We start from the raw sequence: 15,919 nt of genomic DNA, 5'->3' as shown, positions 1-15,919 counted from the left end.
TTAGAAATATTATTAAATTTTTATTAAATTTATCTGCAGTGTTGTTATACTTATCAAAAATTCTTCTGGCTTAACATTCTGCTTCTACATGGTGTAATACGGCAAACATCTAAAATTCAATCAGCTAAGAGTTAATGCAACAGCTTTTTAACCTGATGGGAGTAGATTTTTCCGCAAAAATTAGTGCCTATATCCAAGAACATAACACCAATACAATTAGGCTATTAACTATGAAAATCAGAAAAATAATTTACCAAAAAACCAGAATCAATGTTTTCTGGAATAGGATTAAAGTAGCTTGTAGCTGCTATGAGGGTACTACCCAAAGTAGATGTGTTGACTTTGAGTTAATGCCAAAGTGAAATTACACTTCACATTTGAGCGTGAATCATTTACAATTCTCATTCCAAGAGATTAATACAGCAGTTATGCTCCAAGACACACAAACCATCCGCTATTACCAAAGACTCACCGACGCCTTCGTCGAGTTATGGAATCGCGGTTATCGCACGGATGATATGCGGATGTATTTGGATGGATACCTAGCCGCACTGCGACATAGCAACGTCATTGAACCTTATCTGATTCATCGCCTAGAAGAGGAAGCCAGCCGCTACTTGTACGATGGATCAAATTTTGCAGTGCCGCAACCACAGCCACAACCCGATTATCGTTGATTAACGCAGACAATCTTAGCATATTATCTGTATTGGTCAATACTTTTCCGTGGTGTGAGATTTTGGAGATATTGTATTGATTAAACGCATCCCCTCAGTCTTATATTGGTTTTCTCAATACGACTGAGGGGATTGTTGATTAGGTATGAAATTAAGCCAACCATAGATAAAGTATTTTTATTTTTGTCAGCAGCCTATTAAAAAACCTTGAAAGAGGAGATATTATTTCTCTCCCCTTTCAAGGACATTAAAACGGCATATTGCCTTGATTGCGTAAAGAGAGATTAGGAAGCTAGTGCTACTTCTACCTTTTGCTGCAATTCACCTTTTTGGTACAGTTCAATCAAGATGTCAGAACCGCCAAGAAATTCACCATTGATATAGACTTGGGGAATTGTTGGCCAGTTAGAGTATTCTTTAATTCCTTGACGGATTTCAGAGTCTGATAGAACATCAACCGTCTCAAAAGGAACTCCCAAGGTGTTGAGAATCTGCACAACGTTGTTGGAGAAACCACACTGGGGCATTAACTTGTTTCCCTTCATGAAAACTACAATTTTGTTCTCTTGTAGCAAATTATCAATTTTCTCTTTGAGTTCTGGTGTCATGGTATTTGTGTTTCCTATGTTACATCCAACGATGACGAGTGAAGAATTAGAAATTTTTAACAGACGCGATTATCGGATCTCCTGTACAGACGCGATTCACCGCGTCTCTTAGGAACTTGCTGTTGCTTGCCAAGTTTCGGGAGTGTATGTTTTTACTGCCAAGGCATGAATCGCTTCAGTTGACATAGCTTGACCCAACGCACCATACACTAACTGGTGCTGTTGCACTAGTCCTTTACCTGCAAAGTGCGATGAAACTACTGTTACTTGATAGTGGTCGCCGCCACCAGTCAAGTCTTGCACTTGAACTTGTGCGTCTGGCAGTTCCGCCTTGATCATTGCCTCAACCTGCTGCGGACTAATCATCGCTATTCCTGAAAAAACTTACTTTTCTATTATTAACAGATATAGAGCAAAAGCCTGTGCCAACTTCAGATGTTTGGCAAGACTGGAGACAAATACGCCTTTGAGGTAGATTTTTGAGAAGCTTGGGTCAAAGCTACGGCAGATAATCACATCCTAGCACTGGGGCGTTCCAAGGTGCTGCTCTCCTTGAGAAGGATTTGAAATGGCTGGGATATCAAGAAAAACACCTAACGCCAATTTAATTTATTTTTTTGGGGATGAGGAAGATGGACTACCACCTTCTCTAGGATAGGGAGAATCAACAAAACCCAACTCAAACAACTGTTTATAGGCTTTCTTGCCTAAATCTCGTGTCGGGTTTTGACTCTTAATTATTTGAACCAACAATGGCACAGCTAATTCTGGCTGATTTTGTGCCCGATGTACTAATGCTAGCTGAAAAGTGGCTTCATCTCGCTTTTGGGCTGTTAAGAGAGCTTTTTGACGCTGAGAATCAGAAACTCTATTGTCAATTCCCGAAAAGCTAGAGTTTAACTCTTGATAAAAATTAGATAGCTGATTATAAACCTGACGTGCTTCTTGTAGTTTTTTAGCAGCTAAAGGATAGTTTTGAGCAGAAACGGCTTGGTCTGCCTCTTTTACTAAGCGATCGCCACCTTCAATGCTCAAAAGGCTGTTACTTTGGGTTATGGGACGCAGGTTATTGGGATCGTTGGGGTCAATGGGTTGTGGTTGGCTGGTAGTGCCTGGTGACTGTGATACCTGAGCATTCACAGGTGATAGCAGGCTGAGGACTGCCATGACTGATAAAAGGGTACGGTGCATCAAGGTAACAGCGGCAGCAGTGTTCATGGGATCAATTAGTGCGACAACTATATAAAAAAGTTATGGAAACTTCGGGTATCTTAACTCTGTTTTGGTCTTGGACAAAGCGAAGTTACATCCTAAGTATCCCTGATTTAGGACTGAAAATCGCTTTCATAGAGTTCCCATTGCCCTTGTATATTAACTAACTTAAATCGTCGTGATGAACAATACCTACGTTAAAAAGTAAAAAGTAAAAAGTAAAAAGTAAAAAGATAATCCCCATAAATAAATCTAGGGGATTTAAAAAGGATGCATAAATAAGTAAAAAGATAAAAGTAAAAAGAAAGATAAATTCAATATTTCTTTTGCCTTTTTACTTTTTACTTTTGCCTTGTACGGATGCCTTGTTTCACAGCATGTCGTGCCGCTACGCTAACGAAACAAATCTTTATTTCCTTTTCCATAAATAAATTCAGGGGCTTCAAACCGATTTTATTCCTCTTTCTTTTTACTTTTTACTTTTTATTTTTGCCTTGTTCGGTGAACTGGGTTAAAACATTAACTCCTGTGATTTTCTTTCTCATGGGTTCACTAACTGTCAACTTGTAACTAGTTAACTGAAGTAGTAAGAATATTTCTCATCGACCAATCCAGCACTTTGCAGATAATTATTAGCTATTTGTTCAAAAAAATGCCAATCTGGCCGAATATCCCCTGAATAGAGAGTAATCTATATATGTATACATCCTAGACGGTTACAAAATACCAAAGATTTTTTGGTAACTTATTCAGGATGCATATAGCAGTTGTTGTCAAACCTTCAAAACGTACAGATTCTTAATCATGCACCGTTAAGTGTCAACGCTATATCAAGAATTAGTAATTTCTGCAAATGCGTGATTAGTAATTTTTGTTTCTTGATGGCTTAATTGTTGCAGTGCTTTTCCTAAATCAGCTGTGATGCTTTTGGCATCGTGTTTTATACAGCCACTGATGTAATCTGCCACTCTAATTGGGGAGCCAATGTCAATACTCACATCTGTGCCCCAATTTGGATAAGGTTGGCTGTAATTAATACCTATGGGTATGATTTTAACTCCCAGCCCCGAATGACTAGATTCAGCACTCAATGCAAGACGAGCAATTCCCGGCTTCAACTGATGAACTTGTCCATCACGAAAAATATTACCTTCTGGAAAAATTACCAAGGTTTTTTTCTGCTGAAGTAACTCAACTCCATGTCGCAGCGTGCGGATTGACGGATGCTTAGAATTTACAGGAAACCCCCCCAAACGTTTGACAAACCAGCCTTGCAAACCTTGGCATTCGTCAGCTGTCACCATAAAGCGCAGGTCTTGTTCTTTGCGACAATCAGCCGTAGCGTAGGGTACAAGCAACGCATCCCACCGCGCCCGATGTGTAGGCGCGAGAATCAAAGGCCCAGTTGTAGGGATATTTTTTTGTCCGGTTATTCTAATTTGCCCAAAGAATAATGGTAATAAGCAGTGACGGCCTAATAAGTGTGCCAGAGGACTTAACCAAGGAGAAACCTTTGAGATAGTATCAGCCACCTGATGATTTCCTGGTGGGCGCTGGCAGGTATCGGATGAAGAGTGAAATTCCATCATGACGGATGCAGCTGATTGACGGGTAAAAATTTAACGAAAAGCCTGATTAGTTACACCGTAGATTCTCTTGCGTGACTTTTGTAGTACTAGATGGACAGTTTTACCTCTGTCCGTTAGTTTACCTTACGCCGCTTAGTAGCAAACCAAGCCTGTAATTGTTGACGACAAGCTGACTCTAGAATGCCTCCAATGACTTGGAGACGGTGATTAGAAGCAGCACTATCGGGTATGTTAATAACTGTACGAATTGCGCCAGTTTTTGTATCGTCTACTCCATATACAAGTTGTCCTACACGCGCTTGCAAAATAGCACCTGCACACATTGGACACGGTTCAAGTGTTACGTAGAGGGTACATTCATTAAGATGCCAATTTTGTAAAGTTGTTGCAGCTGTCTTGAGAGCGAGAATTTCCGCATGAGCGGTAGGGTCTTTGTCGCGCTCTTTTCTGTTTTCTCCTTGTGCCAGCAATTTGCCTGTTGAATCAATGATAACAGCACCTACAGGGATTTCACCTGCATCACCTGCTGCTTTTGCTAATTCTAAGGCACAATTCATCCATTGTTGATGTATAAGATATTCTGTGTATTTAGTTAACATATTCTTATCAATTTGACACTCCCTGCCCTAAAGGTGGGCAAATTTCCGCTATCGTGTACTGGCACTTTGTCAAGCTAGTTTTGAGGGTTTGTAGTCAGGATTCTAGAGCAATTCAAAATCAAAGGTTGACTTATGTAACATGACTAAGTACGGCTTTGGGTAAATTCATGGCGAATTGAGGGGTGAATTTAAACGCAAAGGATCGCAAAGGTAAGCGCAGAGAAGCGCAAAGGTTTAATCAAGGCGTTTTTTTTGCTAGGAACTTGTGAAATTCTGTACTAAGTCAGTGGTTGGGGGATAATCTTATTGTTAAATAGCGGCTTGGGCTAAAAGGGGATCAAGTTGGCTTTGTGTGTCTAGTTGATAGAGGTCATCGCAGCCGCCAATGTGCTGGTTATTAATAAAAATTTGTGGTAGGGTACGTCGTCCGTTAGCGCGTTCTGCCATTTTAGCTCTGGCTGCTTCGTCGCCGTCGATTTTATATTCGGTAAAATTTACACCTTTCCACCACAGTAGTATTTTGGCACGAATGCAGTAAGGGCAAGTTTGCCACGTGTAAAGTTCGACGTTGGCTTTGACTCGCTCTGGATGGCGATTTAATAGGGGATTCAGAAAGTCCAGCATATTTTCAAAAAGCAAAATTTTAACTATGTCTCTAGCCTAGATCATTGTTTACCGCATCGGCGCTGGAACCCACTTTTGGAAACTCTCTAAATGATTCCAGTAAGACAAATATCCAGTCAATGCCCAAATTAGAGCGGCTACTATTAGCACTGCTACGCCAATTAGCCGCCAAGTTCGGTTGGTTTTCCAGTGGAGGGTTGGCGCTGCAAAAATACCACCTAAGCCAGTTAAAATAAAGCCGATTCCCGATAAAAGCGGTTGCTTTGTCAAGTTCAAGTTGATGATGCGAATACCCACTACGATCGCAACTAACCCAGCAAAGAAGCCGTAAACTGCTATTGTCAATAAATCCCAACCTTGAGCAAGTGCGATCGCAGCCGCCACAAACAAGATACCAAATAAGACACTTGTTTCACCGAAGGCAATGTTAAAGCTACCAATAACTGGCCAGGTAAAAGTCATGTGTAAACCTGTTGTAAGGGCGATCGCACCCGTAATTCCAAAACCGGGAATCCACTGTTTTTGATTAGAACTATCTATACCACGATACACATAGTCAGCTAGTAGAAATAGCCCAGCTACCATATTGATCAACATGAGTGTGATGTAGTCGATAAACACGATTAACCTCTGAATTTAATAAGCTATCTACTCTATGCGTCGTTTTTGAGTTTTTAGTGAATTTATTTTTTCATTATAATTTTATACCTAAAGAGAAACATAGAAGTTATGAGTAAAAAAGTAATATGTGTTAACTGGCACTTTTCTAACGAGTTAGCAGTAAAACTTAACTTTCTTCCACGTGTATCCGCCCTTTGGTAGACTTGAAAACTGAAATAGGCAGATGAAACGACGGAAATTCAAGCAGTTGAGAGGGCAGACTCTGTGGAAAATACACTTGGTTTAGAGATTATTGAAGTAGTAGAGCAAGCCGCGATCGCATCCGCAAAGTGGATGGGTAAAGGCGAAAAAAACATCGCTGACCAGGTAGCTGTGGAAGCTATGCGGGAACGGATGAATAAAATCCACATGCGGGGTCGCATTGTGATTGGGGAAGGCGAACGCGACGACGCGCCTATGTTATACATCGGGGAAGAAGTTGGTATCTGTACTCAACCAGATGCCGCAAGTCTCTGTAACCCCGATGAACTAATTGAAATTGATATCGCCGTTGACCCCTGCGAAGGTACAAACTTGGTAGCTTATGGACAACCTGGTTCGATGGCTGTCTTGGCAATTTCTGAAAAGGGTGGATTATTTGCGGCTCCTGACTTTTACATGAAGAAGTTAGCAGCACCTCCCGCAGCTAAAGGCAAGGTAGACATCAACAAGTCAGCAACAGAAAACCTCAAGATTCTCGCTGAGTGTCTAGAACGCTCGATTGAAGAACTTGTGATTGTTGTCATGAAACGCGAACGCCACAACGATTTAATTAAAGAAATCCGTGAGGCTGGAGCGAGAGTCGCCCTAATTTCAGACGGTGATGTGGGTGCAGCTATCAGCTGTGGTTTTGCTGGAACTAATATCCACGCGCTGATGGGTATCGGTGCGGCTCCTGAAGGTGTAATCTCGGCAGCAGCAATGCGTGCTTTGGGTGGACACTTCCAAGGTCAACTGATCTACGATCCAGCAGTGGTAAAAACTGGTCTGATTGGAGAAAGCAGAGAAGCCAATATTGAGCGTTTAACGTCTATGAATATCAATGACCCTGATAAGGTCTATGATGCTCATGAACTGGCATCTGGTAAAACTGTTCTGTTCGCAGCTTGCGGCATTACCAGTGGTAATCTGATGGAAGGTGTACGTTTCTTCAGTGGTGGAGCCAGAACTCAAAGCTTGGTAATTTCTAACCAATCGAAAACTGCTCGATTTGTTGATACAATTCACATGCTTGGTGAACCCAAGACTCTCCAACTGAACTAATTTTTAGGGAATGGGGAATGATTTAAGTAGGGGTAAAGTATTTGGAAAGAAATCTTTCGATAAAAATGAAAAATAGTCACCCAAGTACTTCATCCTTATAGTAGTTAGTAGTTAGTAGTTAGTGATTATTTGTTGTTTGTTGCAGGGAAAAACTACCAACCAATAAACAAAAATTCCCCATTCCCTATTCTGACTCAATGCCTATTTTCAACTACCAACTAGTAACTACGATTTAGCAAATGAATATAGCAGTGGTGGGGTTAAGCCATAAAACAGCCCCAGTAGAAGTCCGGGAAAAACTGAGTATTCCAGAACCACAGATTGAAAGTGCGATCGCTCAACTGGCCAGCTATCCCCATATTGATGAGGTTGCAATTCTTAGCACTTGTAACCGCCTGGAAATCTACATTGTTACCAATGAAGCAGACCAAGGTATCCGAGAAATAACTCAGTTTCTGGCGGAATATAGTAAATTATCCGTACCTTCTCTGCGACAACATTTATTTATGCTTCTACATGATGATGCTGTGATGCACGTCATGCGGGTAGCAGGTGGTTTAGATAGTTTGGTACTCGGAGAAGGCCAAATTCTGGCTCAGGTGAAAACTACTCACAAACTGGGACAGCAATATAACGGTATAAAAACCATTTTGAATCGATTATTTAAACAAGCGTTAACAGCAGGTAAGCGGGTTCGCACTGAAACTAGTATTGGTACTGGTGCTGTCTCTATTAGTTCGGCGGCTGTGGAATTAGCACAGATAAAAGTGGCAAATTTAGCTGCTTGTCGAGTGGTAATTCTCGGTGCTGGTAAAATGTCACGGCTGTTGGTGCAACATCTAATTTCTAAAGGTGCTGTGCAAATTAGTATTGTAAACCGCTCCCGCGATCGCGCCCAAGAATTAGCAAAGCAGTTCCCTCAACAACCGATCCAAATTCATCCGCTATCGGAAATGATGGCAGTGATTGCCGATAGTGATTTAGTGTTTACAAGTACTTCGGCAACTGAGCCAATACTTGACAGAGCCAAGTTGGAAGTGGTTTTGGAAGTTCAGCGTTCTCTGATGTTATTTGATATTTCTGTACCGCGTAATGTTCATGCAGACGTGAATGAACTGGAAAATGTACAGGCGTTTAATGTGGATGATTTGAAGGCTGTAGTGGCGCAAAACTACGAAAGCCGTCGGAAGATTGCACAAGAAGCCGAGCGACTTTTAGAGGAAGAAGTGGAAGCTTTTGATATTTGGTGGCGTTCTCTTGAAACTGTTAGCACTATTAGCTGTCTGCGAAATAAAGTCGAAACCATCCGCGAACAAGAGTTAGAAAAAGCTTTGTCGAGATTGGGTTCGGAATTCGCTGAAAAACATCAAGAGGTAATTGAAGCATTAACACGGGGAATTGTCAATAAAATTTTACATGACCCGATGGTACAGTTGCGATCGCAGCAAGATGTTGAAGCCAGACGGCGCTGTATGCAAACTCTGCAAATGCTGTTCAACTTAGATGCAGAGGAACAGTTTAGTTAAACTGAACAACAAAATCCCCGATTTCTATGAAAAGTTGGGGATCTTAGCTTTTCAATTAGATATACTTCTAATTAGACATCTATCTAATTAGAAATTAGTTATGCAACCAGAGCAATTTAATGTCTTACTACGTTTTTTCAAGGCATTAGCGGATGGTAGCCGATTGAAAATTGTAGGTATCCTGGTAAATCAGGAGTGTAGCGTCGAAGAATTAGCGGCGCTACTGCAACTCAAGGAGCCGACAGTATCCCATCATTTGGCGAAACTTAAAGAGCTAAATTTGGTGACAATGCGCCCGGAGGGTAATAGCCATCTGTATCAATTGGATAGCGAGGCTTTGCAAAGCATCAGTAAGGAAATTTTCACACCTGAGAAAATAGCATCTTTGATTGAGGATGTGGATACTGAGGCTTGGGAAAGCAAAGTGTTGAAAAACTATTTCGAGGGCGAATGTCTCAAAGAAATCCCCGCTAGTCGCAAAAAGCGTCTAGTTATTCTCAAGTGGTTAGCAAACCAGTTTGAAGTGGGAATCAACTATCCTGAACGCTTGGTAAATGACATTCTCAAACGCTACCATCCTGACTGCGCCACCCTGCGACGGGAGTTTATTGCTTGTCAATTAATGCAACGAGAGAATGGGGTTTATTGGCGTACAACATACATATAAAAGATGTTTCACGAAAGTTGTTCTGGGTCAATTCCCCGTTCTTTTAGTCGTGTCAATAAATCTTGATATCGTTGGCGTTCTTCCTCTAGTTGTTGGAGAGCTATTTCTTTAGCTTGACGTTCTTGTATACGTACTTGGTCAAGCTCAACGGGTGTAAGAAACTTGTATCCATCAAGGCGATATATTTCTAAAGTTTGTGGGGTAAGTTGAAAGCGGATTTGCAAACGGGGACTTATCCACCCATGAATCTGGTTAATTTCTTGCAACCAATCTTCTGAGCGTACAAACCCTGTTAATTCATTTTGGTCTGGGTCATAAATATAATATTCTTCAACTCCATAACGTTGATAAAACAGGAGTTTATGCGCCATTTCTTTAGTTGTATTACCAGGAGATAATATTTCAAATACCACCTGTGGCGGAATGTTTTCTTCTTCCCATTGCTTGTAAGAACCTCTATCTCCCTTGGGTCTACCAAACACTACCAAAGCATCAGGTGCTTTTTTGATGTTAGGATTGCCTTCAACTGGATACCAAAGTAAATCTCCAGCGATAAATACATCTGATTGCGATGCAAATAAAATTTCTAAATTTTCTTTAATAGTGACTATCCAACGAAATTGCTTGGTATTTTCTGCGATTGGTTGTCCATCGCTTTCTGGGTAGATGACCTCAGATGCGGTATTGGGAGTGATTACCATAACGCTATGCCTCCACTCTTGGTCTTTCTCATAGTTTAGATGGTAGATTGACAATTTCCTAGCAATTAGTGGTAACTATGTACTATATAATATAGTTGATTGTGCGATCGCCTTTTCTTCACCCAGGAACGCATACCGATAGAATCAGAAAAAGTGTAGGAAAATATTTCTACACTTTTGCACTATAGATATGAAAGATGTTTCACAAGAGTTGTTCTGGGCCAATTCCCCACTCTTGCAGTCGATTCAGCATTAAAATCAAAAGCAGAATGTTAAATTTTAAGACGAGCCAAATTTCCAAAAATTTGACCCTGTGTACGACTTTCTCTCGGTGATTTTCAATAAACTCCCACATTTCATAAGTAGGTGATTATGACTCAAGCACCTCCAAAACTAATAACCTTTGATGATTTTGTTGAGTGGATACCAGAGAATTCGGGGAAGCGCTATGAACTGCACAATGGGGTGATAGTAGAAATGGCACAGCCAGTAGGCGATCATGAAGAGATTGTAGGATTTTTAGCACAACAATTAACTGCTGAATACCTTCGATTAAACTTACCTTACATCATTCCAAAAACTGTACTAGTCAAAACATCTACAAGCGAATCAGGTTATTCACCAGACATCCTGATACTCAACCGTCCTAATCTCGTGAATGAACCACGATGGAAAAAAGAATCAACAGTTACTCAAGGGTTATCAGTCCCCCTAGTGGTGGAGGTAGTAAGCACTAACTGGCGTGATGATTACCACAAGAAATATGCAGATTATGAAGAAATGGGGATTCCAGAATATTGGATTGTTGATTATGCAGCGCTAGGTGGTAGGGAGTACATCGGGAAACCGAAACAACCGACTATCCTTGTTTGCTCTTTAGATGAAGGTGAATATCAGGTTCGGAAGTTTCGGGAACGCGATACCATTCTATCACCAACATTCTCTAACTTTAACTTGACGGTGCAAGAAATTTTTCAAACTGGCAATGCTTAATCTATTTTCGCGTCGGCGGGAAAATGGAGAATTTCATCAGTGGAATCGAGCCTCAAACAAATTTTTAGTCCAGCACCTTAAAGCTGCACAATCATAGGTTGTATATTTATGCAGTTAGAAACACAAAAATTATATTACACACCTGAAGAGTATTTAGAAATTGAAGAAAAGGCAGAATATAAAAGCGAATACCGTGATGGAGAAATTGTAGCTATGACGGGTGGCACTACAAATCATAATAAAATTGCAGGCAACTTTTATGCTTATTTGAAGTTTGGTTTAAGAGGCAAGAATTATGATGTTTATATTGGCGATGTGCGTTTGTGGATACCCCGTTATCGGCAGTATACGTATCCCGATGTAATGGTAATTGAGGGACAACCTATTTATACAGAAACTAGCACAACAACGGTTATGAACCCGATGTTAATTGCTGAAGTTTTATCTAAATCGACTAAAAATTATGACCAAGGTGATAAGTTTCTTTATTATCGCTCTATTCCAGAGTTCAAGGAATACATTTTAATTGACCAATATCAGTACCATCTGATGCACTATGTAAAAACTGCGGAAAGTCAATGGTCATTTACTGAACTGGAACATGAATCTGCAACTTTATCACTGCAAACGATTGATTTTAAAATTGAATTGCGCGACTTTTATGAGCAAGTTAATTTTGCAGAAAATAATGAAGACTAAAATAATTTGTAATTTGACTAGATAAGAAAAATTAATCGGATGACAGCAAAACAATATCACCTTCTTTAGCAGCATTTTGAAAAAACTCTACCAATTGTGGATATAGCTCAAATAACGGCTCTATCTCTTCTTCATCCCATCCTCCAGGGCTAGGATTTGGGTAGATTTCTGCTGAATTAAATACAGTAGAATTAAATCGCCTCTTCAATTCTTCAACAGAAATTTGACTTAAAGCATCAGCAACATCTTGAACCTCTTCAAGTGTGAGATAGCGTACAAATCCGTAAGTCGCTTGAAACTGTGTCGGCGTACCTCCCATGACTACATTACAAAGAGGTGATGATGCTTGGGTATCACCTGACAAACTTGACTCTCCAGTGAGAAGAAAATGTAGTGCGTGCCAATCTTCAAGCCGGAAGTTGTGTTCATTGCTTCGCTGCTCTTGTAGTTTAGCAATCATTGCCTGGGGATTACTAAAATCTAAATCATCTAAATCAAGCTCAAAGAAAGATGCTGCCGCTTCGGTATCATTCTGAATTTCTGCAAACTTTTGTGGCGTAATGCGTTTATAGCTAACTGTAATACCCATAATATTTGCTCGAGCCTAAATGCCATTAATAGTATTCCCTTTGAGTTTAGGCAATTAACAATATTCATGTACTTTTATTTGTCCAAAGTCAAATTACTAAATACATTTCATAAACAGAAAGCAAACAGTTCTTCACTAAATTTGTGTTTCTTCCTCGGTAAAGATAGGAGGCCACAATTCAGTAACAGGCAATTCCCAACCGGGAAAAAGTTCTGGTATGGTTAAAGTATCGCCATTTTCTAAAATTGTTGGTTCGCCTATAGAGCGATAAATTGTCACTGTCTCTTCATCAGGATCAATCAGAATGCCGACGATCGCTCCTAGTTCTCTAAATTTCAGAATTTTGGCTGCTATAACTTTAATTTTATCGCTCTGGGATTTAATTTCTGCCACCAAGTCAGGAACAAGTTCTCCAAAGTAACGAGGACTTTGGAGAATTCGGGAAGCCCGAACAAACGAAACATCAGGTGCTTTGAGGTTTGTATCTGGCATGATGAAACCGCCAGCCGAATCAAATACTCTTCCCCAGCGACGAGGATTTACCCAAGCAAAGAGGAAGGCAATGAGACGACTACTGATTTCGCTGGATACAATATCTGACGGCCCCATTATTGAAATTTTTCCATTTTCGAGCTCCAGCTGGTAATCTAAACCTGCTTCGGTAAAAAGGGTTTGAACTTGTTCTAAATCTTTGACTGTCATCATCGACATAGATTTTTTTCCACTCCAATTTCATCTCCGATCTATTTTCCCAAATACGCTTCTAAAACTTTGGGATTGCTTTGAATCTCTGCGGGTGTACCGTCAGCCAAATTTTGCCCTTCGGCAAGTACCCAAACGCGATCGCACAGTGACATAATCACATCCATATTGTATTCAAGCCACTTTTAAAGATTTACCTAATATTTGTGGATCTGGTAAAGGCTGACCATCTTCTAAGTAAGATTCGATTAACATTTCTAAGACTTGCTGAGCATTTTTCAAAGCCTCCTCATAAGTATCTCCATGAGTACAAGGCTGCATAACATCCGGGAAATCAGGTAATGAAACTACATAACATTCATCTTCATTTGACCATTGAATTAATATTGTATATTTCATGTTTATTTTCCCAAATACGCTTCTAAAACTTTGGGATTGCTTTGAATTTCTGCGGGTGTACCATCAGCCAAATTTTGCCCCTCCGCAAGCACCCAAACGCGATCGCACAATGACATAATCACATCCATATTGTGTTCAATAATCAAAAAGGTCATTCCGTCTTGGCGGTTCCAGGCGATAATGCGATCGCAAATATCATCAATCAATCTCGGATTCACCCCAGCAGCCGGTTCATCCAACAAAATTAACTTGGGATTAGTCATCAGCGCCCGTCCCATCTCCAGCAGCTTCCGTTGTCCACCAGATAAGCAACCAGCATAATCGTGTGCTTTTTTGGACAAGCCTACTGATTCTAATAAGAACATTGCCCGCTCTTGCAGTTCCTTTTCTTCTTTAGCGACAATGTGCGGTTGCAATTGCACCTGCCAAAAATTCTCACCCGTCTGTTTTTGCGCCGCCAACAGCATATTTTCTAACACCGATAACCGCGAGAGAGTCCGCGCAACCTGAAAGGTGCGGATTACTCCCTGCTGGGCAATTTGATATGGTTGCAAGTTGTGAATCGGTTCGCCGTCAAAAATCACTCGTCCCTTATCTGGGCGAATAAAGTTTGAGAGTAAGTTAAAGAAAGTAGTTTTACCAGCACCATTGGGGCCAATCAAGCCCGTAATGCTACCTTTGGCAACTTCGATTTTCGCCTCATTAACTGCTTTGATTCCACCAAAGCTTTTACAAAGTCCAGTAGCTGCCAAAAGGGGAAGTGGTGATGACTGGTTATTTTCCAAGGGTAAGTTCCTCCTTTTTCCCTAGAATACCTTGAGGTCGCCAAATCATCAGTATCATCAAAATTAGTCCGATTACCATGATCCGAAATGCACCTAAACGGGCTTCATCAAGGGGGACAATTCTGGGTAAGACTTCTCGTGTCAGCGCATCGTAAGCAAAGAAAATTACCGCACCTAAGATTGTGCCAACATTATTACCAGAACCGCCTAGAATCACCATGATCCAAGTGTCAAAGGTGATTTGGGGTTGAAAGTTATCGGGGTAAATGGCGCTGAGTTGCCAAGCGAAGAAAGCACCAGCGATACCTGCGATCGCACCACCTAACATGAGAGATTGTAATTTATACCAAAAAACATTTTTTCCCAGTGCTTTGGGAATTTCTTCATCTTCACGGATGGCTTTGAGAATTCTACCCCAAGGCGATCGCACCAAAATTTCTAAGCGCCAGTATACAAATGCTAAAACCAACAGCAACACCAGCATCAAACCCGCTTTTGGGTTGTAATTATAAAGTCCAATTACCCCAGAGATATAAATTGCTGCTGCCAAAACTGCTAATATAATTCCCACAACCAAGCGGGATATAAATTCTTGCTTGCTAGTTGTCCTTTTGCCTAAATCAGTAGTCCGAGATATTTGGGTGGTGCGAATCCATTGCCACAAGGTAAAGAAAGTTACAGCAGCGAGTAGCGTTAACAACCCAATCATTACTAATCTGACAAACAAATTCGGCTCTGTGGATAAGGGTATGGGATAACTTTGCACACCGAACGCCCCAGAAACCCAGGTATCACCCACAGGTAAATCCTGATTATTTACCACCAAACGAATTAATTCGCCTGTACCAATGGTGACAATTCCTAGATAATCTTCTCGTAAGCGGAGAGTTGCAAAACCAATTATCAAACCCAACAAGGCAGCGACAATTGCCCCAGCCACTGCCGATATCAATAGGGGTACGCCTTTTAAGCTTAATAATACCGTTGTATATGCTCCCAGGGTCATGAAAGCAATATGACCAAAGTTAATTAACCCCGTAAAGCCCCACTGTAAATTAAGTCCTAATGCAAATAGAGCAAAAAGTGCTGTAGAAATTGCTAAAAAAATGAGATAGTCAACCATTTTAAGGAATTGGGAATTGGGAATTGGGAATTGGGAATTGGGAATTGGGAATTGGGAATTGGGAATTGGGAATTGGGAATTGGGCATTGGGCATTGGGCATTGAGAATTGAATATTTAGTTATTCTTTCTCCCTCATCTCCCTCATCCGCCTCATCTCCCCCTACCTCTTCACTGGGCGAATAAATTTTAGCGTAGCTTGGGCATAGTGCTACATTGCCGTTAACCTTTGCCAATTTTGTGGGAATACTATTTATTGTTGGATTGTAGGTAAAAATTGGCCTATGAATTTGCTGCGGCTGAGAATGCATCACTTAATCGAGCAGTTAGCCGATGAGGATTTGCAAGACATTTGGAACGTTCTCGAAGCTTTACATTGTGACTTTTATATGCTTAAAGCGATACAACAAGTTAAGCGATCGCAGCAACCGTGGGATATATTAACCCATGAAGAAGCGATACGACTGTTGATGTTTTTCTGATTCAGCAGCGCCGAGTCCTTAGT

The 15,919-nt window shown here is 40.8% G+C and carries 20 protein-coding genes and 1 pseudogene; 7 read left to right on the top strand and 14 right to left on the bottom strand.

Annotated elements, in window-relative coordinates:
* The first annotated feature begins 428 nt into the window (after positions 1-428).
* Positions 429-677: a DUF6761 family protein gene (locus tag V7K98_RS00535; protein WP_335018548.1), complete on the top strand. Its 249-nt coding sequence runs from the start codon at positions 429-431 to the stop codon at positions 675-677.
* Positions 678-961: 284 nt separating this feature from the next.
* On the opposite strand, the gene grxD is transcribed toward V7K98_RS00535, so the two are convergent.
* The 7 genes from grxD to V7K98_RS00500 all read right to left on the bottom strand — a co-directional run bounded on the left by grxD (position 962) and on the right by V7K98_RS00500 (position 5,930).
* Positions 962-1,285: a Grx4 family monothiol glutaredoxin gene (gene grxD / locus V7K98_RS00530; RefSeq protein WP_335018546.1), complete on the bottom strand. Its 324-nt coding sequence runs from the start codon at positions 1,283-1,285 to the stop codon at positions 962-964.
* Positions 1,286-1,393: 108 nt separating this feature from the next.
* Positions 1,394-1,651 carry a BolA family protein gene (locus V7K98_RS00525; protein ID WP_094346138.1) on the bottom strand — a complete coding sequence of 86 codons (258 nt, stop codon included), beginning with the start codon at positions 1,649-1,651 and terminating at the stop codon, positions 1,394-1,396.
* 243 nt (positions 1,652-1,894) lie between these two features.
* Positions 1,895-2,503, bottom strand: a complete 609-nt coding sequence (locus V7K98_RS00520; protein ID WP_335018544.1) for a hypothetical protein — start codon at positions 2,501-2,503, stop codon at positions 1,895-1,897.
* Positions 2,504-3,327: 824 nt separating this feature from the next.
* A complete protein-coding gene (locus tag V7K98_RS00515; protein ID WP_335018543.1) occupies positions 3,328-4,086 on the bottom strand; it encodes a lysophospholipid acyltransferase family protein in 759 nt (252 codons plus the stop codon).
* A 113-nt stretch (positions 4,087-4,199) separates the two neighbouring features.
* Positions 4,200-4,685: a tRNA adenosine(34) deaminase TadA gene (gene tadA / locus V7K98_RS00510; RefSeq protein WP_335018541.1), complete on the bottom strand. Its 486-nt coding sequence runs from the start codon at positions 4,683-4,685 to the stop codon at positions 4,200-4,202.
* Between the two features lie 309 nt (positions 4,686-4,994).
* Positions 4,995-5,309 carry a glutaredoxin 3 gene (gene grxC, locus V7K98_RS00505; RefSeq protein ID WP_335018539.1) on the bottom strand — a complete coding sequence of 105 codons (315 nt, stop codon included), beginning with the start codon at positions 5,307-5,309 and terminating at the stop codon, positions 4,995-4,997.
* 48 nt (positions 5,310-5,357) lie between these two features.
* Complete coding sequence (locus V7K98_RS00500; protein ID WP_335018537.1) at positions 5,358-5,930, bottom strand: DUF981 family protein; 573 nt, start codon at positions 5,928-5,930, stop codon at positions 5,358-5,360.
* Between the two features lie 264 nt (positions 5,931-6,194).
* Here V7K98_RS00500 and glpX point away from each other — a divergent pair, with 264 nt between their 5' ends.
* The 3 genes from glpX (at position 6,195) to V7K98_RS00485 (ending at position 9,425) form a co-directional block, all read left to right on the top strand.
* Positions 6,195-7,232, top strand: a complete 1,038-nt coding sequence (gene glpX / locus V7K98_RS00495) for a class II fructose-bisphosphatase (protein WP_335018535.1) — start codon at positions 6,195-6,197, stop codon at positions 7,230-7,232.
* A 239-nt stretch (positions 7,233-7,471) separates the two neighbouring features.
* Positions 7,472-8,758, top strand: a complete 1,287-nt coding sequence (locus tag V7K98_RS00490; RefSeq protein ID WP_335018533.1) for a glutamyl-tRNA reductase — start codon at positions 7,472-7,474, stop codon at positions 8,756-8,758.
* 100 nt (positions 8,759-8,858) lie between these two features.
* On the top strand, positions 8,859-9,425 hold the full coding sequence (locus V7K98_RS00485; protein ID WP_335018531.1) for a DUF2087 domain-containing protein: 567 nt from the start codon (positions 8,859-8,861) through the stop codon (positions 9,423-9,425).
* Between the two features lie 8 nt (positions 9,426-9,433).
* On the opposite strand, the gene V7K98_RS00480 is transcribed toward V7K98_RS00485, so the two are convergent.
* On the bottom strand, positions 9,434-10,126 hold the full coding sequence (locus tag V7K98_RS00480) for a Uma2 family endonuclease (protein WP_335018529.1): 693 nt from the start codon (positions 10,124-10,126) through the stop codon (positions 9,434-9,436).
* A gap of 372 nt (positions 10,127-10,498) precedes the next feature.
* On the opposite strand from V7K98_RS00480, the gene V7K98_RS00475 reads away from it, so the two are divergent.
* Positions 10,499-11,119, top strand: a complete 621-nt coding sequence (locus tag V7K98_RS00475) for a Uma2 family endonuclease (protein ID WP_335018527.1) — start codon at positions 10,499-10,501, stop codon at positions 11,117-11,119.
* A 108-nt stretch (positions 11,120-11,227) separates the two neighbouring features.
* A complete protein-coding gene (locus V7K98_RS00470; protein WP_335018525.1) occupies positions 11,228-11,818 on the top strand; it encodes a Uma2 family endonuclease in 591 nt (196 codons plus the stop codon).
* Positions 11,819-11,849: 31 nt separating this feature from the next.
* On the opposite strand, the gene V7K98_RS00465 is transcribed toward V7K98_RS00470, so the two are convergent.
* The 6 genes and pseudogenes from V7K98_RS00465 to V7K98_RS00440 all read right to left on the bottom strand — a co-directional run bounded on the left by V7K98_RS00465 (position 11,850) and on the right by V7K98_RS00440 (position 15,416).
* Entirely contained in the window at positions 11,850-12,407 is a 558-nt protein-coding gene (locus tag V7K98_RS00465; RefSeq protein ID WP_335018523.1) for a YfbM family protein, read from the bottom strand.
* Positions 12,408-12,542: 135 nt separating this feature from the next.
* Entirely contained in the window at positions 12,543-13,118 is a 576-nt protein-coding gene (locus V7K98_RS00460) for a Uma2 family endonuclease (protein WP_335018521.1), read from the bottom strand.
* A gap of 32 nt (positions 13,119-13,150) precedes the next feature.
* Positions 13,151-13,288: pseudogene (locus V7K98_RS00455) on the bottom strand (ABC transporter ATP-binding protein); the annotation flags it as partial.
* Complete coding sequence (locus tag V7K98_RS00450; RefSeq protein ID WP_335018519.1) at positions 13,284-13,508, bottom strand: type II toxin-antitoxin system HicB family antitoxin; 225 nt, start codon at positions 13,506-13,508, stop codon at positions 13,284-13,286. The pseudogene V7K98_RS00455 and the gene V7K98_RS00450, both read right to left, overlap by 5 nt.
* Before the next feature lie 2 nt (positions 13,509-13,510).
* Complete coding sequence (locus V7K98_RS00445) at positions 13,511-14,293, bottom strand: ABC transporter ATP-binding protein (RefSeq protein ID WP_335018517.1); 783 nt, start codon at positions 14,291-14,293, stop codon at positions 13,511-13,513.
* The gene (locus V7K98_RS00440; RefSeq protein WP_335018847.1) at positions 14,283-15,416 is read right to left on the bottom strand and encodes a branched-chain amino acid ABC transporter permease; all 1,134 of its coding nucleotides are present in this window, start codon (positions 15,414-15,416) and stop codon (positions 14,283-14,285) included. The genes V7K98_RS00445 and V7K98_RS00440 overlap by 11 nt, the downstream gene beginning before the upstream one ends.
* Before the next feature lie 282 nt (positions 15,417-15,698).
* On the opposite strand from V7K98_RS00440, the gene V7K98_RS00435 reads away from it, so the two are divergent.
* Positions 15,699-15,896, top strand: a complete 198-nt coding sequence (locus V7K98_RS00435; protein ID WP_174712488.1) for a hypothetical protein — start codon at positions 15,699-15,701, stop codon at positions 15,894-15,896.
* The last annotated feature ends 23 nt before the right edge of the window (positions 15,897-15,919 follow it).

The organism is Nostoc sp. (assembly GCF_036917435.1).
Lineage (GTDB): Bacteria > Cyanobacteriota > Cyanobacteriia > Cyanobacteriales > Nostocaceae > Nostoc.
The sequence above is the reverse complement of the archived record's forward strand: the minus strand, read 5'-3'. Positions and strand labels throughout refer to the sequence as shown.